Raw genomic sequence first — 20,363 nt, 5'->3', positions numbered from 1 at the left:
TCGAATCGATATATTAGATAACTTGTTCACTTGTTTTGCCGAAACGTCGTTCACGGCCTTGATAATTTGCAATAGCTTCATACAGTTGCTCCCGCCTGAAATCAGGCCAAAAGATATCTGTAAAATATAACTCAGAATATGCAATTTGCCACAACAAGAAATTGCTGACACGATACTCTCCACTAGTACGAATCAACAATTCAGGATCAGGCATACCTGCTGTACACAATAACGAAGAAACAACGTCTTCTGATATGTCGGTAGATGCTAATTCTTTATTTTCTACCTGTTGAGCCAGCTTTTGTGCCATTTGGATCAATTCCCAACGCGCACTGTAGCTTAGCGCCAAGTTTAATGTTAAACCTTTATTGTTACGGGTTTTGTCTATTGCCTCCATTAATTCTTTATAACATTTTGAAGGCAATGATTTCAAATCACCAAAAGCATTAAGACGGACATTGTTTTCCATCAATGTTTTGGTTTCTTTATTAATGGTGGCAACCAATAGCTCCATAAGTGCAGTCACCTCTAAAGCAGGCCGATTCCAATTCTCGGTTGAAAAAGCATACAAAGTAAGATATTCAACTCCAAGTTCGGCAGCGGCTTCAACTGTATCTCTAACAGCTTTTACTCCGTTTTGATGCCCGAAAACCCGTAATTTCCCTTTCTCTTTCGCCCATCGGCCGTTACCATCCATAATGACGGCAATGTGACGTGGCAAACGATTTATATCAATCTTTTCCTTAAAACTCATTATTTCCCTGCTATACTAAAAAGTTGGACAGCGCGAAGATACAAAACTAAAAGCAATGCCAACAACGGCAAACATGTATGTATCATTTTTCCGCAAATCCCCTCGCTGATTACCTGGTATGTTAGCAGGATAACCTGCTTCAGGCGAACGATCAGCATATAATTTTGTTAATGTTGACGGAGCAGAATTCAAATTGACATAATACCCGCTAACATCATCAATATAATCTGTAAATGTAAATCGATAGCCTAATTCACTAAACAAGTTCCAACGATCATTCATTCTAAATTTCAATCCAAATCCTAACGGAACAGCAAACTCGGTCAAATGATAAGGAGATGGATTTCCATTAAGTCCCTGTCCTTCCGTGCCTAATGGTTGCAATGCTTGTCCATCTTCTGCTTTCGGATCAAAGTTAAACACCGAAATACCCGCAGTCAAATATGGGGAAAAACGTTCGTCTTCTTTATATGGGTTTAAACTAAAGAAATTAAATTCATACTGAACAGTTAACTCATTAATTATGGATTCAAAGCGAAGATTTCTATAAATCTGATCAGGAATATCCGAAGTTGCATCGTTCGCCTGTACTTTCCCATGGGTTAAAGCAACTTTTAATGTATTACGCGGATTAAAGTTCTTCCGAAACATTAAACCAAACGCAGGATCCGTAAACCGGAAGTAATTAAACTGACTTAAATCCCCTTTGTACCCAGCAGCACCTGCAAACAAACCCAACTCGTATTTTTGAGCACTGGCATTTGTGGTAATAACTGAAAATAAAACAGTAAATACGGCAACTATCTTTTTTAACATTTATTTCAGTATCTGATTAATTTCTTGAATCCAGTCCCCACATTAACTTGTTTCTTAACGTGGTTAAATAACTTTCATTGTAGAGGCGTATCAGATTTATTGAGAAATTTTCTTTCTTGGCAGTTAATACAACATTCTTTTCCACTGTTTCAGTTCTTGAGTCCAAGGTAACTAAAAACTGGGTAGCTCTTGCTTCTATTTTAAATGTAAGCACACTACTATCGGATATAACGATTGGACGAACACTTAAATTATGCGGACAAATTGGTGTTATTACAAAATTCCCTGATTGAGGAAAAACGATAGGGCCGCCGCAACTTAAAGAATATGCTGTGGAACCAGTTGGCGTAGAGATAATCAATCCATCGGCCCAGTAAGAGTTCAAAAATTCACCATTAATATAGGTATGAATAATGATCATTGGTGATGCATCTTTCTTATGAATGGTGATTTCGTTTAATGCATAATTCACCTCTCCAAATATATCAGCATCTGAGGATTCCAGATTTATCAACACACGTGTATCAAGCGTGTACTCCCCCTTTACTACGCTATCAATGGCTGTTTTGATCTCTGTTTTATTGATACTGGCCAGAAATCCTAACCGCCCCAAATTTATACCAAGTACCGGCAAGCCTGAATCACGGATAAGGGATAGGGTATCTAACAATGTTCCATCTCCCCCTAAGCTTAGCATACACTTTACATGACCAGTTAGCTGAGAATAATGATTAAAGCTTTCAGCCTGGTATGTATTAATTTTTTTTGTTTCAAGAAAGTTTTTAAAATCTTCATAGATCAAAACTTCTACCTCATGACCAACCAGGTTATCAATAATTTCTTGAACAAAGGGCAGGGAATTGTTGCTAAACTGTCGTCCGTAAAGGGCAATTTTCATTTATTTTATGCTTGCTTAAAGCCAGTTATAATTTAACCGGAATTGTTTTCAGGGTTGAAAGATATAAATTTTCTGCAAACCTATTACTACATATTTAGGTAATTCATAAAGGAATCGAACCGATCCATTGTGTCGTCTGAACGGGAAACTTGAGAAAATGATGCTTTAATATGATAATTAAACCGTTGAAAAGAAGCCAAAATTGCGGTTAAATCCGTCTTATTTACTTTAACGGTAAGTTCAAGCTTAGTTGAATCATTAAAGGTTTTTACATATGAGCTCAAAATCATTGCTCCTTCCGATTCAATTATCCGGGCAATTTCAGAAAGTGAAAAATCACGGATTCCCAATTCGAGAATAATGATTCCCCCCGGACTTTCGATAGCAGTAATTACAGCAAAATACTCTGCAAGCGTGGTGAGGGTAATAAGACCAAGGTAATTATTCTTATTATCTATAACCGGAACCACAGTAAGCTGTTGCTCGTGAATAAGACGAATTACATCAAACAAGTGTTGATCTTCATTTACGGTTTGATAGATAGTTGACAGGCCTGAACTGCCGATAGGTTCGTTTAAGTCTGTAAGTTCAGCAATATCGCGGTCAGAAATTAATCCTAAAAACTCTTTTTCATTTACTATAGGCAAATGACTCACGCGAAATTCAGCCATCCGATCAAGGGCCTTCTGGGCTGAATCAGATGTTCTCAAGGGAGGAATATAATCGCTGGATAATTGTGAGGCTATCATAGTACTATGATTATTTACCTTAATGTAAAAAATAAGCCTGAGAATTCAAATTTTATAAGCAGAGATTTAACTTACTTCAGACTTGTAGGGAGGAAATATGACAAAATAAAAATATCGGTTTCAGATTTACTTATATTAAATCTGAAACCGATGAGTATTTATTACTTAAACAACCTTACCGTTCGAATAAACTTTTCTCAAAAATAAATCAAGATGTTGATTGAACTCTTCAGGCTGTTCCATCATTGGAGCATGTCCACATTTATCAATCCAATTCAATTCTGAATCAGGTAACAAACGATGAAACTCTTCAGCAACATCAGGAGGTGTGATTTTATCATTTTTACCCCATATCAAAGACACAGGAACACTGATCTTATCCAAGTCCTTTTCCATATTATGACGAATCGCTGATTTAGCCATTGCCAAAATACGAATTACTCGATTTCGATCATTTACTGTTGCAAAAACCTCGTCAACAAGCTCCTTAGTAGCCATGGCAGGATCATAAAAAGTGTACGCCACTTTCTCCTTAATGTAATCATAACTTTCGCGACGAGGGAAAGATGCTCCCATTGCATTTTCATACAGCCCCGAACTTCCCGTTAATACTAAAGATTTAATGTGCTCAGGATGATTTAAAGCATAAATCAATGCAACGTGTCCACCCAATGAATTACCCATCAGCGTAAATCTGTTTAACTTCAAGTGCTCAACAAACTTGTGCAAAAACTTCGAAAGGGTTTTCACCCCTGTTGTTAGCAGAGGCATTTCATAAAGTGGTAATACCGGAATAATTACACGATAGTTACCTGAAAAACGGTTAACTACAGGCTCCCAATTGCTTAATGCACCCATTAATCCATGCAATAAAACCAATACTTCTCCCGTACCTTCATCAATGTATCTGTATCCGTCTTCTTCTCGTAACTGATAACTCATAATTATTCTAAATATCGACCAAATATATAGCTAAAATTAAAAACGGTCGACTAAAATCAAAAAATTAACCGTGTTAAATTCATTAAAATTTATGTCAGTTAAAATTAAGTAACTCTGTTTAAAAATGTTAAGCCAACAATTTTTTCACCAATGCTGATACGATTTTACCGTCAGCCTGTCCAGCCAATTGCTTTGTGGCAGCTCCCATAACTTTACCCATATCTTTCATCCCAGAGGCACCTGTTTCGGCAATAAGTTGCTTAATGATACCCTCTACCTCTTCTTCTGACAACTGCTTAGGAAGGTAGCTTTCGATAACAGCAAGCTCTTCCTGCTCAATTTGCGCTAAATCAGGACGATTTTGTGCCAAATAAATATCTGCAGACTCTTTACGCTGTTTGGCTTGTTTTTGCAATACCTTTATTTCAGTATCTTCTGATAAAGTTTCGGCAGCTCCTTTCTCTGTTTTGGCAAGCAACAATGCTGATTTTATAGACCTTAAACCACGCAAAGTCGCCTCTTCTTTGGCCAACATTGCCTTTTTTATATCCTGATCAATTTTTTCTAATAACGACATGTATTTAATTATTATGTGGAACAATTGGAATCGATAAATTCCAACTAGAAATTACGATTTTAATTGATTTTTAGCCTCATTTCTCTGTTAGGTTACGAATTTGACTTATTCCAATAAACGGTATTAGCCTGAGCTGTTGGCATAATGGTTAAATCATTGATATTAACATGAGGAGGCAATGATGCGACATAGTAAATTGTGTCAGCAATGTCTTGAGCTGTTAACGGATCAAAACCTTTATAAACATTTTTGGCTCGCTCTTCATCACCTTTAAATCGTACAATGGAAAACTCCGTTTCAACTGCACCAGGATTAATTGCTGTAACCTTAATATTATGAGGCAGCAAATCGATACGCATAGCTTTGCTTAGTGAATCAACAGCATGTTTGGTTGCACAATAGACGTTTCCGTTGGCATATGTCTCTTTCCCTGCAATCGAGCCCAAGTTAATAATATGACCTTTCTTATGCTTAATCATTAGTGGAGAAACCAAACGAGTTACATAAAGCAGTCCTTTAATATTAGTATCTATCATGACGTCCCAATCAGCAAAAGATCCCTCCTGAATAGGCTCTAATCCAGCAGATAATCCTGCATTATTCACAAGAATATCTATTGCCTGCCAGTTTTCATCCAAACCCTCAATAGCTTTTTGTACTTCGTATAGTTTTCGTACATCAAAAACTAATGGTAGCACATTAATAGAATAAGTGGCCTTTAAATTATCGGCAAGTTGGGTCAACCGGTCTTCTCGCCTACCGGTAATTATCAGGTCAAAATTATTCTTTGCAAAGATATGTGCTGATGCTTCTCCAATACCGGCAGTAGCTCCGGTAATCAAGGCAATTTTATTCATACTATAAAAACTGATTGATCTGAATCAAAGAGTAAAATACAACTTAAATTATTGAGTTAAGTGTTACTCAAAATACATGGTAAAGTGTAGAGCCTCCGCAAATAAGCCTGCAAGCGGACGAGTTACAATGTTATCATCTCCTTTCTGCATCACATTGTTAATACTATGTGACAATTTAAATTCAGGAGAGAATTTGAAATATTCCAAGTAAATATCGGCTCCTATCCCTGCTTCTAAAGCCATAAAGCTATTATCAATCTTAACTAGTTTACGGTCATCATCAGGGTTAAATTCCGCATCGTCGGCTTTTTTCTTTTTAGAACGTATATCGGTCACAAACTTAAAGCCGCCAATAACATATAAACGAACATCTTTCTGTCGGTCTGACTTAAATTTCAACAATAACGGCAACTCTAAAAATGTTGACTCAATTTGTTTTAGCAAAATTTTATTGTCAGACTGCTTATTATACTGATACTCCAATTGTCGATCAACGAAGGAAAATTTGGGAGTAAAACGCAAATCAAAATTTTTATCGAGTTTAAGATTTGCCAATAACCCTAAACTAAAGCCCATATTTCCCATTGGTCGAATGGCTTGTAATGTATCCGATGTATATGGATTTGACCCAGGAATACTGTAATTCTTTTGCTTGGCTACAGTGAAAGAAGCTTTATCAACTCCTAACAAAAAGCCAAAATTCCACCGTTCATGATCTATATCACCTGCCGTATTCAAGAACTGAGCGTTGGCTGATAATCCTAAGAACGAAAAGAGAACGAACAGTAAAAAGTTTTTCATTTATCTTATAGTTTGCTAATGTTTTACCCAACAAAGTCCTATTCTCTTATCACTACTTATCTCGCGGGCTTAATTCCTGTATAAATAGAACTAATACCTAACGTTAATTTCTTAATTTTAGTTTCTTTAAAACCGGAACGCTGTAAAATATCGGTAAATTTTTCTCCATCCGGAAACGCATGAACCGATTCTGGCAAATAAGTATACGCACTATTATCCTTTGAGAACATCTTACCAATAAACGGCAATAAATTGAAAAAGTAGAAATTATACAACTGTTTAAAAGGAAACATTGTAGGTTTAGAAAATTCAAGCACAACTGCCTTACCACCGGGCTTTAAAACTCGTTGAATATTTACCAATCCTTTTTCCAGATTTTCGAAGTTCCGCACTCCAAAACTTACAATAACTGCATCAAATGTGTTATCTTCAAAGGGAAGATTTTCTGAGTCACCAACATTAACAGAAAACACGTTTTGTAAGTTACGCTCTGCAATTTTCTTTTCAGCAAAAGACAACATACCTTCAGAAATATCAACTCCAATCACCTTTTCCGGTTTTAAGGTTTCAATTGCCTGAAACGCCAAATCCCCCGTTCCGGTAGCAACGTCCAAAATATACTTTGGATTAATTGATTTTAGCTCGGCAATGGCTTTTTTTCTCCACCATATATCAATTCCCAATGAAAGAAAATGATTGAGAAAATCATACTTGCCTGCAATTTTATCGAACATTTGAGCAACTTGCTCTTTTTTGGTTGAATCGAGTTCTTTGTAAGGTTTTATTGTTTCTGCCATGTCGGGGGCAAATATAGTTAGATTGAGCTGAAATTGAATCGAAAAATTCTGGTTATGAGTATTGGTTACGATTTTGCAAATTAATCCTTACCAGGTAAAACGCAATCAATAAATCAATATTTCCTACCTTTGCCAACATGATAATAAAATCAGCAGAATTTGTTTGCAGCAATACCCAGATAAGCAAGTTACCGGATCCTACTTTACCCGAATACGCATTCATCGGCCGGTCGAACGTAGGTAAATCGTCATTAATTAACATGCTGACAGGCATAAAGGGTTTGGCTAAAACATCTCAAACACCTGGCAAAACTCAATTAATTAATCATTTTGTGATTAATAACAATTGGTTTTTGGTTGATTTACCTGGTTATGGCTTTGCTCGCGTTTCTAAAACACTGGCTGAAAAATGGGAGAAATTTATTCGCCAATATTTGTCCAAGCGTGAAAATTTGCAATGTGTTATGGTATTGGTTGACTCAAGACTGGAGCCGCAAAAATTAGATCTTCAATTCATTGACTCTTTAGGCGAGATGGGATTGCCGTTTGTTATTGTATTTACTAAATCAGACAAGCAATCTAAGGGTAAAACCGCACAAAACGTACAGTTATTTAAGAATGAACTTTTAAAAACTTGGGAAGAAATTCCTCAAATATTTGTTACTTCATCAGAAGATAAAAGCGGAAGAGAAGAGCTGTTAGAGTTCATTAATGGAGTAAATCAAAGTTTCCGTTTAGAAGATATACAAAAAGACTAATCAATTCATCACATTAAGCCTTCCGCTAGTAAGCCAATTACTATTAACCAATAGAATGAAGAATTATTTATCACTTATAAAATTCAGCCACACCATATTTGCCATGCCATTTGCCGTTATTGGGTTTGTATTGGCAGTTTCATCTACCGGTGCCGCATTTGAATTAAAGAAATTTATACTAATGATTGCCTGCATGGTATTTGCACGGAGTGCCGCTATGGCATTTAACCGCTTTATTGACAGGGAATTTGATGCTAAAAACCCTAGAACCAAAGTACGTGAGATCCCGGCAGGAATAATAAGCCCTCAAAAGGCAATGCTATTTACACTATTTAACTGTGCAGCATTCATCACTACCACATATTTTATTAATAGCATTTGTTTCTACTTATCACCAATTGCTCTTCTAGTTGTTTTAGGGTACAGTTATACCAAGCGTTTTACTTCATTTTGTCATTTGGTATTGGGGTTAGGCTTATCTTTAGCACCAATTGGTGCTTATTTGGTGGTTACAGGTGAATTTGCTCTATTACCCATTTTATTTTCACTAGCTGTTATTACTTGGGTCAGTGGTTTTGATATTATTTATGCCTTACAAGATGAAGATTTTGACCGTTCTCAGCAACTTCATTCTATCCCTGAATGGTTAGGAACCCGAAAAGCACTAAACTTTTCATCAATTCTACATTTATTATCAGCCTTGTTTGTAATTGCTGCGGGCTGGCTGGGCCTATTTGGTTTATTTTATTGGATTGGCGTGGCTGGATACATTGGAATGCTCATCTATCAGCATTCTATTGTAAAACCAAATGACCTAAGCCGTGTTAATTTAGCATTTATGACCGCCAATGGCATTGCAAGCGTTTGCTTTGCAGTATTTTTTTTGGCAGACACTTACATTAAATTTTAATAAAAAAACCTCGTCCGAAAGCAGGAAATATAAACATCTTTCCTTAGAATAATTTAACGCTTGCTAATGGATGAAAACATCAATAAAAAATGTTAAAAAACAGAACTTTCCTTCCTCAATCCTTCGAAATCACATTCGAAAGTATTGAACCTTTTTATAAACAACTGTTAGAACGTTCAATTCAATCCAAAGAAGAACTTGAACAATGGTTACGTGACCGCAGCGAACTTGAAGCAACTTTAGAAGAGGATTTTGCATGGCGATATATAAAAATGACCTGTGACACAACTGATGAAAAGCTGCTGGCGGATTTCCAGTATTTCGCTACTGAAATTGAACCCAAAATTGCTCCGTATACCAATGATCTAAACAAAAAGTTCATCGCTTCACCTTATTTATCCAAACTTGATCAACAAAAATACTTTGTATTAATAAGAGGCATAAAAAAACAACTGGAACTGTTTCGGGATGAAAACATTCCTTTAATGAGCCAATTACAAGTTGAACAACAAAAATTCGGAGCCATTTCCGGTGCAATGAGTGTTACCATTAACGACAAAGAATATACACTTGAGCAAGCTTCTAATTTTTTAAAAGATGTTGACAGAGAGGTTCGGGAAAAAGCCTACGAAAAAATAAGCACTCGTCGTTTACAGGATAAAAATCCATTGAATGATCTATACACAACCTTAATTGGCCTACGTCAACAAGTAGCCCATAATGCAGGCTTTGAAAATTTTAGGGATTACGCTTTTGCTGCATTAGGTCGTTTTGATTATACTGTACAGGATTGCTTTGCATTTCATGAGGCAATAGAGAAAGAAGTTGTTCCAATATTAAAGACCCAAGCCGAAAAACGGAAGGCCGTCTTAAATTTGGCTACTTTAAAACCCTGGGACACGGAAGTTGACGTAACCGGCAAACCAATGCTAAAGCCTTTCAACAACGGCCAAGAACTTATTGATAAGTCCATTGCCTGTTTTGAAAAACTTGACCCCTATTTGGGTAAATGCTTAGGCACAATGAAAACCGAAGGACTATTCGATGTTGAATCACGTAAGGGTAAAGCCCCTGGCGGTTATAACTACCCTTTGGCTGAAACGGGTATGCCTTTTATTTTCATGAATTCAGCTAACTCAATGCGCGATTTAAGTACTATGGTGCACGAAGGAGGTCATGCGGTTCATACTTTTATTTCGGCTGATTTGGAACTGAATGATTTCAAACACCTTACTTCAGAAATTGCAGAACTGGCTTCAATGTCCATGGAATTGATTTCTATGGATCACTGGGATGATTTTTTTGATAACGAAGAAGATTTAATTCGTGCTAAAAAAGATCAGCTTAAAGACGTTTTAAAAACATTGCCTTGGGTAGCTGTAATTGATGCTTTTCAACATTGGATTTATACACATCCTAACCATACAGTTGAAGAAAGAACCAAGGCGTGGATTGAAATTTACGATCGGTTTGGGGCAGGTTTTGTTGATTGGACCGGGCTTGACCAAGCCAAAGCCAATTTATGGCAAAAACAATTGCACCTATTTGAAGTTCCTTTTTACTACATAGAATATGCTATTGCCCAATTAGGAGCCATTGCAGTTTGGAGAAACTACAAACAAAATCCAGAAAAAGGTTTAAAAAATTATTTAAATGCATTAAAACTGGGATATACCAAGCCAATTGGGAAAATTTATGAAACCGCAGGCATTGAATTCAATTTTTCAAAAGAATATGTACATGAATTAATGCAGTTCGTAAAAAATGAATTAGAAAAATTAGATTAAAGAAAAAAATATACCTAAAAAGAGGAGTTGGAATAATAACCAACTCCTCTTTTTTATTTTAATCCATTGGCTACAGTAAGAAAAAACCAAATAATAACCATGAAAAAACAAAGTATTTAAAATTTTATTTCATAATTATCATTTTTACAAATAATTTAAGCTTAAAACCAAAATAAATTAATGGTTAAAAAATTTCTACCTCAATTTTAACAAGCTCGCATTTTTAACTAAAAAGCATTAACTATTTAATAATCAAAAAAATAGTCAAAACCCACCTTTTCACTAGAACTACTTGTTTAAACATTATTAATTCAATTTTATTGCCGTATCATTGCCGTTACAATAAACCAGCATAAATGTAACAGACCAATTACATAAACTTAATTTTAAACGGATTCATCAATAAGAGTAACTAATTTGAACACTATATAGATTGACAATTTGTAATGGAATCAATAATTACCCAATCTCTTTTATTTACAACCTTCTCTGCTAGTGACTTATTAATTGTCGGCAATAATGCTGACAAATAAGCTCCTTTCTCTCAATTGTTTTTTCATCAGATCCAGTCTTCTCTGCTTTTGCATAAAGCATTAAAACTATTCGAATAACAATAACAATAAATAAATTTTAATTTAAAAACTATGAAGAAGGAAAACTTAAAAATTGGCTTATTAATAGCCGCAGCATTTATGACATTTAGCTGTACCAAAATGGATTCAGCTAAAAATGAGCGCATCGATGTTGAAGAAAATGCAGTACTTAAACGTGAATGTGGATCAATGGAGGTATTAAATCAGCAACTTAGTCAAGACCCTAGCTTGCAACAGCGCATGAATGCCATTGAAGCCTTTACACAGCGTTTGGCTTCAAACGAAAAAGAGTTGAACTCTTTGTTGCCGGATGGAACCATTGAAATTCCGGTTGTAGTAAACGTATTGTACAGAACAACCGATGAAAACATTTCTGATGCACAAATCCAATCTCAAATTGATGTTTTAAATGAAGACTTTAGCGGAACTAATGCAGATTACGGAAATGTTCCAGCTTTGTTTTCGGATTCAAAAGCAGCAATTGGTGTTAAATTCAAACTGGTTAATATATTTCGTAAATCTACTAAAAAAAGAAGCTGGGGTACGGATGATGCTATGAAGAGCACTGCTCGTGGCGGTATTGATCCTACCAATCCAACCACCACTTTAAACTTATGGTCTTGCACTTTAGGCAACAGCTTATTAGGCTATGCCCAGTTCCCTGGAGGTGCACCAGCAACTGATGGAGTGGTAATTTTAAACACCGCTTTCGGTAGAGTAGGAACTGCCAGAGCTCCATTTAATAAAGGAAGAACTGCTACACACGAAGTGGGCCACTGGATGAATCTTCGCCATATCTGGGGTGATGCTACATGCGGAAACGATCAAGTTAACGATACTCCTCAGCATAATGCAGCCAACTACGGTTGTCCTTCATACCCTCATTTAAGTACTTGCACAGGCACTCCTGTTGAAATGACCATGAACTATATGGATTATACTGATGATGCTTGTATGTATATGTTTACTGCAGGTCAAAAAGCAAGAGCTTTAGCTGTATTTGCAGCAGGAGGCCCTCGCGCTGCATTTGCAAATTAATTTTTCCATTTTTAAAAGTAAGGGCTGAGTGATTATTCAGCCCTTTATTTTTCTACTTTCTTGATACTCTTTATGTCGATATAATTAACCTTGAAATCTGGCAAAGGAGCATCTGTCGGGGAAGTCTTATACACAATGCCTTTTTTGCTTAACACTACATAGGAAATCTCAATTTTCAATCCCTCCTCCTTATATTCATCGCTAAGGGATTTGGGCAGATACAAATGTTCACCTATTTTTATCAGGTACTGATAGCTTCCTCTTGAGATAACATTCATTTTAATTTCTGCTGACTCCATTTTGGGTGATATCTGGGCCGAAGCACAACTTAAGCTAAGAAATGCAACAACTATAAGAATAAACTTTAAATATTTCATTGTAAGTCGATATCTGTTAATGTAGATTATATCAAAACAAGATCAAGATAAATATAATAATTCAACCATGTTATAATCAAACCTATTCAATCGTAATTATGGTAAAAGCGCCCTAAGTAAAAACGAGAATAAGCCACTAAAACAGCAATAATAGTTTTATTAAGCATTAATTTTATAAGATGATATACAATAAACTTTATATCTTTCAAGCTAAAATAATTATTCAACCGAAAACGTATGTGGAAAGATCTTTTTAGAAAGAAATCTGTTGACACCATTTTAAAAGAAGCCAATATGGGCATGAGTGATAGTACGCATGATAGCGAGCATTCACTACAGCGAACCCTAAGTGTTAGAGACTTAACATCTTTTGGTATTGCAGCAATCATCGGCGCAGGGATTTTCAGTACTATTGGAAAAGCCTCATTTGATGGAGGACCGGCGGTAATTTTCTTATTTGTATTTACTGCTATAGCCTGCAGCTTTGCCGCCTTTGCTTATGCCGAATTTGCCTCAATGGTTCCTGTTTCCGGCAGTGCCTACACCTACTCTTATGTAGCCTTTGGTGAACTTACGGCCTGGATTATAGGATGGGCATTGATTATGGAATACGCCATAGGAAACATTACTGTAGCGATTTCATGGTCTGATTATTTCACCGGTTTCTTAGAGCATATCCATATCAAAGCTCTAAACATCAATGGTATCCATATACCCGATTGGATGTCAACTGATTATTTGACAATATCCAAAGGACACAAAGATGCTGTAGCGCTTATGCAAAGCGGCAAAACCTTCGAAAATCTAGACCCTCATTTACAGATGGCCTTCAACGCCTGGAATGCCGCTCCGCAACTTGGTGGGTTACATTTAATACTGGATATTCCAGCCCTGATAATTATTATTTTAATCACATGGTTGGTATATAGAGGAATGAAAGAATCAAGAAACGCGGGAAATGCCATGGTAATAGTCAAACTAGCTGTTATACTACTCGTATTATCAGTGGGCATTTTTTATATTGATACAAACAATTGGAACCCTTTTTCGCCAAATGGGATCTCAGGTGTTCTTAAGGGTGTTTCTGCAGTATTCTTTGCCTATATTGGATTTGATGCGATTTCAACTACAGCTGAAGAATGCAAGAATCCACAGCGTGATTTGCCAAGAGGCATGATGTGGGCAATCATTATTTGTACCATTTTATATGTTGCCATAGCCTTAGTATTAACCGGAATGGTGTCTTATAAATCCTTAAATGTTGGGGATCCGTTAGCATTTGTTTTTGGCAAACTTGACTTACAATGGCTATCTGTTATAATAGCAATAAGCGCTGTTATTGCTATGGCCAGTGTTTTATTGGTATTTCAAATGGGGCAACCACGCATTTGGATGAGCATGAGTCGTGATGGATTAATGCCAAAGAAATTTTCAACCATTCATCCTAAATACAAAACTCCAAGTTTTGCAACAATTGTAACTGGTTTTGTTGTATCTATTCCTGCACTCTTCATGAACTTAACCATCGTAACTGATTTGTGCAGTATTGGAACTTTATTTGCCTTTGTATTGGTTTGCGCCGGAGTTTTAAAATTACAGAATACCCCTAATGCTCCACAAGGTAAGTTTAAAACACCATACATTAACGCAAAATATGTTTTACCAGTGTTGTTAATCATAGGCTTAATAGTTGCATTGACAGTCAATAAGCAAAAAACTATGTCTTTTGTAAACAATACACCTCAAATGTACACGCCTGCAGATTTTGTAACTTCATTAAACAATAATGAGCTTAGTACAGTAAAACAATTTGCAACAACTAAAGGACATGCTCATGATGACACAGAGGCTTTTTTAAGTGGATTAAGTGAAGAAAAATACAAGGCGTTTATTGAGGAGGTGAATGTACCGTATGAACGCAAATACGAAAGTGGTTGGGCTTTATTCAAGCACAAAATACCTATGTGGATTTTCGTGCTTATTACCTTATACACAACATTTTTGTGCGTTAAGAAGAATTTGTCATTAATACCCGTTTTAGGTTTTCTATCATGTTTGTATATGATGAGCGAGCTTGGGATTACTAACTGGATTGGTTTTGGAATTTGGTTATTGGTGGGTTTAATTATCTACTTTGCTTACGGACAGAAAAATAGCAAACTAGCTAATACTGCTTCTACAGAAGTTTCAATAAGCTAAACGCTTTTAATCCTAAAAAAAAGGTACTGTTTTAATACACAAGTAAAAGACAAAAAAGCGCGATTGGAGTCCAATCGCGCTTTTTTTAACCTCATTGTATTTTGAGATGATATCATTTCAAAAGAATTAACTTACACTAGTATGCTGGTGTGGATTTGCATGAAAATGATGATCAATGCCATTACCTGAGTCGTAACTTACTCTGTTTATTTCAACATTTTCAGTAGTTGCCAAAACCAAAGGCACCTTTTCTACAGCTACAGAACTTAAATCCAATCCAAACCCTTTTTCTTCAGAAAGACTTAGTTTTTTCAGTACAAAGTAATAATACATTACAATTCGTTCAATGAATGACAAAGCACGCGGATCTGAAAGAATTTTTTCAAGCACAACAAATCGAAAATCGCCTACCAAATTATGCTTACGTAATGATTTATATTGACTAGTAATGTTAACTTCTTTACTTTTCACCATTTCCTCTACCACTTTTCTGAATAAAATATTGATGCGTTGTCCTTCTCTGAATCCTAAGCGGAAATCAACACGGTAAAGAATTCCTGGAACCATCTCCATTACTCGATATTCCTTTTTATAAGGTTCATCCAGTACATCTACGTGAACAAGCCAGTACACATCGGCTCGTTTTGGCTGTTTTTGCAGTATAGAATAAATAATCTTCGACTCAATCTCAGAATCGAAATTGGCACTGGTTAAATAAACCAATTGCGAAGAATATTTTGAAACAGTTTCGTCTTTGCTTAAATCTTCAATAATTTCAAAATAGTCTTCTATCTCAACAAACTTAACATAACGATTCTTGATTTTACGAGCTCTGAACCAAGTCCACATTACCGAAAAGATCAATCCACCCAAAATAACGGTAAAATAACCTCCATGCATAAACTTCGACAGATTACCTAATAAAAATGCTCCTTCAACAAAAACATATATACCCACAAAAACCAGCACCACAGGTAGCACAACCTTTTTGGCTGCAAGGTAAATACACATCAACACAGTGGTCATCAACATGGCAATGGTAATTGACAACCCGTAGGCAGCTTCCATTTGGCCTGATTCTTCAAAATGGATAACCACGAAACAGCATCCAAACCACAATAACCAGTTTACACTTGGAACATACAATTGTCCTTTTGATTCTGAAGGATAGTTGATTCTTACCTTAGGCCACAAATTCATTCTTACGGCCTCACTGATCAGGGTAAACGACCCACTGATAAGAGCCTGACTGGCAACAACTGCAGCCGCAGTCGCCATTGCAATACCAAATAATCGAAAATCATTTGGCATCATTCCATAAAATGGATTATCAGATATTTTCTGTCCCACAAAATTGTTCAGCAACCATGCTCCTTGACCTAAATAATTAAGCACCAACATGGTTTTAACAAACATCCAACTAACTCTTATGTTATGCTTTCCACAGTGCCCCAAATCAGAATACAATGCTTCAGCACCTGTAGTACACAGGAACACTGCTCCTAAAATCAGAAACCCTTCAGGATTTTCAAACAAAATTTTATATGCCCAATATGGATTTAATGCTTTTAATACCTTTGGATTATGCACTAATTGCATGATCCCTAAAACTCCAAGCATTGAGAACCATAAAAGCATAATAGGGCCAAATGCCTTACCTACAATGTTAGTTCCGAATTGTTGAATGAAAAACAACACTGAAATAATGACAAGAACAACCGGAATAACTGGCACATGTTCTAAACTTGGCACCAATTTTAAACCCTCAATGGCAGAAGTTACAGTAATCGGGGGAGTAATTATACCATCAGCTAAAAGGGCACAACCACCAATCATAGCCGGAATCACCAACCATTTTGCTTTCCTTCTAACCAGGGAAAAAAGTGAGAAAATTCCACCCTCCCCTTTGTTGTCTGCTTGTAGTGTTATTACCACATACTTCAAAGTAGTTTGCAGGGTTAATGTCCAAAAGACGCAAGAAATGCCGCCCAAAACCAATCCTTCATTAACTATTCTATCAGCGATAATCGCCTTAAAAACGTAAAGTGGCGATGTTCCTATATCGCCATAAATAATACCTAAACTGATTAATAAACCAGCGGCACTCAACCGAGTAAGTTTGTGACTGCTCAAAATAAATGTAAAAGAAATGTGTGCAAATATACTTTTTGACTAAATATCACCCAATTAAAAACATTTCATTTTTTTGGACTAATAATTGTATTAAAGTTTTTATTAAATTTTCAATTAAACCTTTTAAGATTTTAGAAGTATAATTAGTAAATTTAGATAATCTACTTGCTCTCAAAAAGATTTTATGTTATATATTTGTAGCAGATACGATGAAATACTTTTACAATAAACATACCTTACTCCTGTTGATAGCCTTATCCGCTTCAATAGCTGCCATTGCGCACGGCTTTGAAGAGTTGCGTCCGGGCTTCTACCCAGACGGAGGCTTAGCGGATACCTTAAGCTCATTCAGCAAATCTGTTTTATCTGAAAAACGTAATAACTACGTGTTAAAAAACACAGCACCAAAACCGTATTCTGTTTCAAAGCTGTTATATAACGCCAAAAACATTTTAACACCGGCAACTGCTGCTCCAAGCCGTTCAATTATGTTTGCTGATGCAAGTGAAGAAAAGTTGATTAGCGATGTTAAGGTTTATCCTAACCCTGTTAATGACGAATTTACTATCAGTTATAATCTGAAAAGAGATAATACGGTAACCATTAAATTGATGGATTTACTTGGCAATGAAATATCTACGCTGGTGTCGCAGCAACGTGCCACTGCAGGAACACAAGAGATAAAATTCAATGTTAGAAACTCATTGCAAAAAGGCTTTTACTTTGTAAGGGTAACAGTAGGAAATGAATCTGTTTCCAAACGTATTTCAATTCTATAAAACTACTCACGTTTGATAACAAAAACAGCTTTGCAAAATTTGCAAAGCTGTTTTTGTTTTATTAGGACAAAACTTTACGAAACAAAACTTTTTCAGATAAAAATTGCCTAAACCGCTTTTTTCAGGGATATTCGCAGTATAAGCTTTGGGCTTTATTTCGACTTATAATCCCACTTCACTTAATAAAATCATAATTTACTATGAAGATTATTGCAATAGGCAGAAACTACATTGCTCACGCAAAAGAATTGAACAACCCGGTTCCTGGCTCGCCGGTTATTTTCATGAAACCTGACACTGCTTTGCTTAAGCATAATCAACCATTTTACCATCCAGATTTTTCCACTGACATCCATCACGAAATTGAGATCGTGCTAAAAATTGCCAAAGAAGGAAAGCATATCGACCAAAAATTTGCAGGAAACTATTTTGAAGAAATTGGGTTGGGAGTTGACTTTACAGCAAGAGATATTCAACAAAACTTGAAAGAAAAAGGATTGCCATGGGAATTGGCTAAAGGCTTCGATAACTCTGCTCCTGTAAGTGAATTTATTGCTAAAACCGAATTTTCTGATTTAAAGAATATCAACTTCAATTTGCAAATTAACAATAGAGAGGTTCAAAGGGGGAACACTAAAGACATGATTTTCCCATTCGAGAGCCTTATCAGCTATATTTCAAAGTTTATAACCCTAAAAAAAGGTGACTTGATTTTCACCGGAACTCCTGAAGGTGTTGGTAAAGTAAATCTCGGAGATCGACTAATCGGTTATATTGAAGGTAAGAAGTTATTAGATTTTGAAATAAAGTAATCGTGTCAAGTATGGGTTTATTTAAAGGGATTCTGTTCACTACCGCAAGTATTACAGCATTTTTAAGTTATCTTCTTGCCAAACCAGAAATAGCGTCAGTTAAAGACACATCCACTTTACAGGAAAAAATTTATCCTGAAGGTTATTTTCGCTTGCCCATGGATATCCCTGTTGTCATTTCAGGAACATTTGGAGAGCTTAGGCCCAATCACTTTCATACTGGACTAGATTTTAAAACTCAGCAACGGGAGGGCTACCCTATTTATGCCGTTGCAGATGGCCATATATCTCGTATAAGAGTTCAAGTATGGGGATTTGGCAACGCAGCATACATTGATCACCCTAATGGCTATACCTCTGTTTATGCACATTTACAGCGTTATGCTCCAAGACTAGAAAGGGTGTTACGTAACACCCAATCACATCTTCAGTCATTTGAGGTTGACTTCAATTTACTTCCGATCGAAATTCCTGTAAAAAAAGGTGAACTTATTGGTTACTCAGGTAATACTGGGAGTTCAGGTGGACCTCATTTACATTTCGAAATAAGAGATACTAAAACGGAAGAGCCAATTAACCCTTTGCTTTTTGGCCTGCCTGTTAGCGATAGTAAAAAGCCTTTCATTAAAGGTTTATATGTGTATCCGATGAATGAGAACAGCTCCGTAAATGGGAATAATGTTCGTTCAGGGTTTCCAATTGTATCACAAGGCAGTGGCAATTATGTGGTGGGGAAAGCATCCAAAATTAACGTAAACGGGCAAATCGGCTTTGGCATAATAACCGACGACATGCAAGACGGTGCAGGAAACCAAAACGGCATTTATTCTATTGAGTTAAAACGAAATGACGAAACAATATATAAAGCAGTGTTTGATCACTTAGACTTTAGCTTGCAACGTTCCATTAATTCATACATTGATTTTAACTCATTTCTGCTGAACCATAATTTCATACAAAGGTCATTTATTGATCCAGGCAACAAACTTCCTATTTACAAAACTGCTCCAAATGGCGGAATCCAAAGCTTTGAAGGTGATGAAGAATACCAAATGGAATACATTGTAAAGGATGTTGTGGGTAATACTTCAACCCTAAGTTTTAAAGTAACTGGAACAAGTGAAGGTAAAACGTTTAATCGCCCAATAAAACCAGGAACAGTGCCATTTGAATGGAATAAACAAAATCAATATACTAATCAAAATATAATTGCGACCTTTCCAATTGGCTGCTTTTTTAACAACTTCAACTTTGAGTATCACCTAGGAGGAAAGATTTATGGAGCATATTCTAACCTGCACACCATTCACAATAAGTACATTCCGTTAAGTCAACCTTATATATTGCAAATAAAACCGGACGAACAGCTTACAAAACCACTGAAAGCTATTATTGTAAATGAAAATAAAGTTTATCAAGGTGGAGAGTTTGAAAATGGTTACGTAAAAGCACAAATAAAAAACTTTGGTACATATTATATTACGGTTGATACTGTTGCCCCTCGTATTACGCCAATCAATATAATAAATGAAAAAAATATGGCCGGGATTCCATCAATCACATTCCGCATAAGCGACTCATTATCGGGGATTAAAGAATGGAAAGGGTTGATAGACGGCGATTGGGTTCTTTTTGAGCTCGATGGGAAAAGCAGTTTACTTAAACATACATTTACTGACCAAACGACTTCTGGCAAACATACATTACAATTAGTTGTTACTGATATGAAAAACAATTCTACTCTGTACGAAGCTGATTTCTATAAATAACCAAGTTAAACAGTACG

At 36.1% G+C, this 20,363-nt stretch carries 19 protein-coding genes; 8 read left to right on the top strand and 11 right to left on the bottom strand.

The features are described from left to right. Positions 1–13: 13 nt before the first annotated feature. From L2B55_RS06765 to ubiE, 9 genes are all read right to left on the bottom strand, one after another. On the bottom strand, positions 14–754 hold the full coding sequence (locus L2B55_RS06765) for an isoprenyl transferase (RefSeq protein WP_237849799.1): 741 nt from the start codon (positions 752–754) through the stop codon (positions 14–16). Between the two features lie 15 nt (positions 755–769). Then, positions 770–1,570 carry a type IX secretion system protein PorG gene (gene porG / locus L2B55_RS06760; RefSeq protein ID WP_237849798.1) on the bottom strand — a complete coding sequence of 267 codons (801 nt, stop codon included), beginning with the start codon at positions 1,568–1,570 and terminating at the stop codon, positions 770–772. A 16-nt stretch (positions 1,571–1,586) separates the two neighbouring features. Beyond that, positions 1,587–2,468, bottom strand: coding sequence for an NAD kinase (locus L2B55_RS06755; RefSeq protein WP_237849797.1), 882 nt, complete (start codon positions 2,466–2,468; stop codon positions 1,587–1,589). Between the two features lie 86 nt (positions 2,469–2,554). After that, a complete protein-coding gene (locus tag L2B55_RS06750) occupies positions 2,555–3,217 on the bottom strand; it encodes a CBS domain-containing protein (RefSeq protein ID WP_237849796.1) in 663 nt (220 codons plus the stop codon). A gap of 165 nt (positions 3,218–3,382) precedes the next feature. Then, positions 3,383–4,159 carry an alpha/beta fold hydrolase gene (locus L2B55_RS06745; RefSeq protein WP_237849795.1) on the bottom strand — a complete coding sequence of 259 codons (777 nt, stop codon included), beginning with the start codon at positions 4,157–4,159 and terminating at the stop codon, positions 3,383–3,385. 127 nt (positions 4,160–4,286) lie between these two features. Continuing rightward, positions 4,287–4,736: a GatB/YqeY domain-containing protein gene (locus L2B55_RS06740; protein WP_237849794.1), complete on the bottom strand. Its 450-nt coding sequence runs from the start codon at positions 4,734–4,736 to the stop codon at positions 4,287–4,289. A 92-nt stretch (positions 4,737–4,828) separates the two neighbouring features. Continuing rightward, complete coding sequence (locus L2B55_RS06735; protein ID WP_237849793.1) at positions 4,829–5,593, bottom strand: SDR family oxidoreductase; 765 nt, start codon at positions 5,591–5,593, stop codon at positions 4,829–4,831. Positions 5,594–5,656: 63 nt separating this feature from the next. Continuing rightward, positions 5,657–6,394 (bottom strand): type IX secretion/gliding motility protein PorT/SprT, encoded by a 738-nt coding sequence (porT, locus tag L2B55_RS06730; protein ID WP_237849792.1) that lies wholly within the window; start codon positions 6,392–6,394, stop codon positions 5,657–5,659. A gap of 56 nt (positions 6,395–6,450) precedes the next feature. Further along, on the bottom strand, positions 6,451–7,191 hold the full coding sequence (gene ubiE, locus L2B55_RS06725; protein WP_237849791.1) for a bifunctional demethylmenaquinone methyltransferase/2-methoxy-6-polyprenyl-1,4-benzoquinol methylase UbiE: 741 nt from the start codon (positions 7,189–7,191) through the stop codon (positions 6,451–6,453). Positions 7,192–7,328: 137 nt separating this feature from the next. Here ubiE and yihA point away from each other — a divergent pair, with 137 nt between their 5' ends. The 4 genes from yihA (at position 7,329) to L2B55_RS06705 (ending at position 12,277) form a co-directional block, all read left to right on the top strand. After that, on the top strand, positions 7,329–7,949 hold the full coding sequence (gene yihA, locus L2B55_RS06720; RefSeq protein WP_237849790.1) for a ribosome biogenesis GTP-binding protein YihA/YsxC: 621 nt from the start codon (positions 7,329–7,331) through the stop codon (positions 7,947–7,949). A 55-nt stretch (positions 7,950–8,004) separates the two neighbouring features. Continuing rightward, positions 8,005–8,859 (top strand): UbiA-like polyprenyltransferase, encoded by an 855-nt coding sequence (locus tag L2B55_RS06715; protein ID WP_237849789.1) that lies wholly within the window; start codon positions 8,005–8,007, stop codon positions 8,857–8,859. 89 nt (positions 8,860–8,948) lie between these two features. Next, positions 8,949–10,646: a M3 family oligoendopeptidase gene (locus L2B55_RS06710; protein WP_237849788.1), complete on the top strand. Its 1,698-nt coding sequence runs from the start codon at positions 8,949–8,951 to the stop codon at positions 10,644–10,646. Positions 10,647–11,290: 644 nt separating this feature from the next. After that, positions 11,291–12,277 (top strand): zinc metalloprotease, encoded by a 987-nt coding sequence (locus L2B55_RS06705; RefSeq protein ID WP_237849787.1) that lies wholly within the window; start codon positions 11,291–11,293, stop codon positions 12,275–12,277. 44 nt (positions 12,278–12,321) lie between these two features. Here the strand turns inward: L2B55_RS06705 and L2B55_RS06700 are convergent, their stop codons facing one another. Continuing rightward, positions 12,322–12,654, bottom strand: coding sequence for a hypothetical protein (locus L2B55_RS06700; RefSeq protein WP_237849786.1), 333 nt, complete (start codon positions 12,652–12,654; stop codon positions 12,322–12,324). A gap of 237 nt (positions 12,655–12,891) precedes the next feature. On the opposite strand from L2B55_RS06700, the gene L2B55_RS06695 reads away from it, so the two are divergent. Next, a complete protein-coding gene (locus tag L2B55_RS06695; RefSeq protein WP_237849785.1) occupies positions 12,892–14,853 on the top strand; it encodes an amino acid permease in 1,962 nt (653 codons plus the stop codon). Positions 14,854–14,979: 126 nt separating this feature from the next. Here the strand turns inward: L2B55_RS06695 and L2B55_RS06690 are convergent, their stop codons facing one another. Continuing rightward, a complete protein-coding gene (locus tag L2B55_RS06690; RefSeq protein ID WP_237849784.1) occupies positions 14,980–16,986 on the bottom strand; it encodes a KUP/HAK/KT family potassium transporter in 2,007 nt (668 codons plus the stop codon). Between the two features lie 209 nt (positions 16,987–17,195). On the opposite strand from L2B55_RS06690, the gene L2B55_RS06685 reads away from it, so the two are divergent. The 3 genes from L2B55_RS06685 to L2B55_RS06675 all read left to right on the top strand — a co-directional run bounded on the left by L2B55_RS06685 (position 17,196) and on the right by L2B55_RS06675 (position 20,346). Further along, positions 17,196–17,765 (top strand): T9SS type A sorting domain-containing protein, encoded by a 570-nt coding sequence (locus tag L2B55_RS06685; RefSeq protein ID WP_237849783.1) that lies wholly within the window; start codon positions 17,196–17,198, stop codon positions 17,763–17,765. Positions 17,766–17,965: 200 nt separating this feature from the next. Further along, positions 17,966–18,577, top strand: coding sequence for a fumarylacetoacetate hydrolase family protein (locus L2B55_RS06680; RefSeq protein WP_237849782.1), 612 nt, complete (start codon positions 17,966–17,968; stop codon positions 18,575–18,577). Positions 18,578–18,588: 11 nt separating this feature from the next. Next, positions 18,589–20,346 carry a M23 family metallopeptidase gene (locus L2B55_RS06675; RefSeq protein ID WP_237849781.1) on the top strand — a complete coding sequence of 586 codons (1,758 nt, stop codon included), beginning with the start codon at positions 18,589–18,591 and terminating at the stop codon, positions 20,344–20,346. Positions 20,347–20,363 lie beyond the last annotated feature (17 nt).

It is taken from the genome of Solitalea lacus (assembly GCF_022014595.1).
Lineage (GTDB): Bacteria > Bacteroidota > Bacteroidia > Sphingobacteriales > Sphingobacteriaceae > Solitalea > Solitalea lacus.
The sequence above is the reverse complement of the archived record's forward strand: the minus strand, read 5'-3'. Positions and strand labels throughout refer to the sequence as shown.

What these genes read in the sequence shown, in the direction of transcription:
- porT (WP_237849792.1), bottom strand. Translation starts at nt 6,394, where the DNA reads ATGAAAAACTTTTTACTGTTCGTTCTCTTTTCGTTCTTAGGATTATCA.
- L2B55_RS06700 (WP_237849786.1), bottom strand. Translation starts at nt 12,654, where the DNA reads ATGAAATATTTAAAGTTTATTCTTATAGTTGTTGCATTTCTTAGCTTA.
- L2B55_RS06735 (WP_237849793.1), bottom strand. Translation starts at nt 5,593, where the DNA reads ATGAATAAAATTGCCTTGATTACCGGAGCTACTGCCGGTATTGGAGAA.
- L2B55_RS06765 (WP_237849799.1), bottom strand. Translation starts at nt 754, where the DNA reads ATGAGTTTTAAGGAAAAGATTGATATAAATCGTTTGCCACGTCACATT.
- L2B55_RS06675 (WP_237849781.1), top strand. Translation starts at nt 18,589, where the DNA reads ATGGGTTTATTTAAAGGGATTCTGTTCACTACCGCAAGTATTACAGCA.
- L2B55_RS06705 (WP_237849787.1), top strand. Translation starts at nt 11,291, where the DNA reads ATGAAGAAGGAAAACTTAAAAATTGGCTTATTAATAGCCGCAGCATTT.
- ubiE (WP_237849791.1), bottom strand. Translation starts at nt 7,191, where the DNA reads ATGGCAGAAACAATAAAACCTTACAAAGAACTCGATTCAACCAAAAAA.
- L2B55_RS06755 (WP_237849797.1), bottom strand. Translation starts at nt 2,468, where the DNA reads ATGAAAATTGCCCTTTACGGACGACAGTTTAGCAACAATTCCCTGCCC.
- L2B55_RS06710 (WP_237849788.1), top strand. Translation starts at nt 8,949, where the DNA reads ATGTTAAAAAACAGAACTTTCCTTCCTCAATCCTTCGAAATCACATTC.
- L2B55_RS06740 (WP_237849794.1), bottom strand. Translation starts at nt 4,736, where the DNA reads ATGTCGTTATTAGAAAAAATTGATCAGGATATAAAAAAGGCAATGTTG.
- yihA (WP_237849790.1), top strand. Translation starts at nt 7,329, where the DNA reads ATGATAATAAAATCAGCAGAATTTGTTTGCAGCAATACCCAGATAAGC.
- L2B55_RS06745 (WP_237849795.1), bottom strand. Translation starts at nt 4,159, where the DNA reads ATGAGTTATCAGTTACGAGAAGAAGACGGATACAGATACATTGATGAA.
- porG (WP_237849798.1), bottom strand. Translation starts at nt 1,570, where the DNA reads ATGTTAAAAAAGATAGTTGCCGTATTTACTGTTTTATTTTCAGTTATT.
- L2B55_RS06680 (WP_237849782.1), top strand. Translation starts at nt 17,966, where the DNA reads ATGAAGATTATTGCAATAGGCAGAAACTACATTGCTCACGCAAAAGAA.
- L2B55_RS06695 (WP_237849785.1), top strand. Translation starts at nt 12,892, where the DNA reads ATGTGGAAAGATCTTTTTAGAAAGAAATCTGTTGACACCATTTTAAAA.
- L2B55_RS06685 (WP_237849783.1), top strand. Translation starts at nt 17,196, where the DNA reads ATGAAATACTTTTACAATAAACATACCTTACTCCTGTTGATAGCCTTA.
- L2B55_RS06750 (WP_237849796.1), bottom strand. Translation starts at nt 3,217, where the DNA reads ATGATAGCCTCACAATTATCCAGCGATTATATTCCTCCCTTGAGAACA.
- L2B55_RS06715 (WP_237849789.1), top strand. Translation starts at nt 8,005, where the DNA reads ATGAAGAATTATTTATCACTTATAAAATTCAGCCACACCATATTTGCC.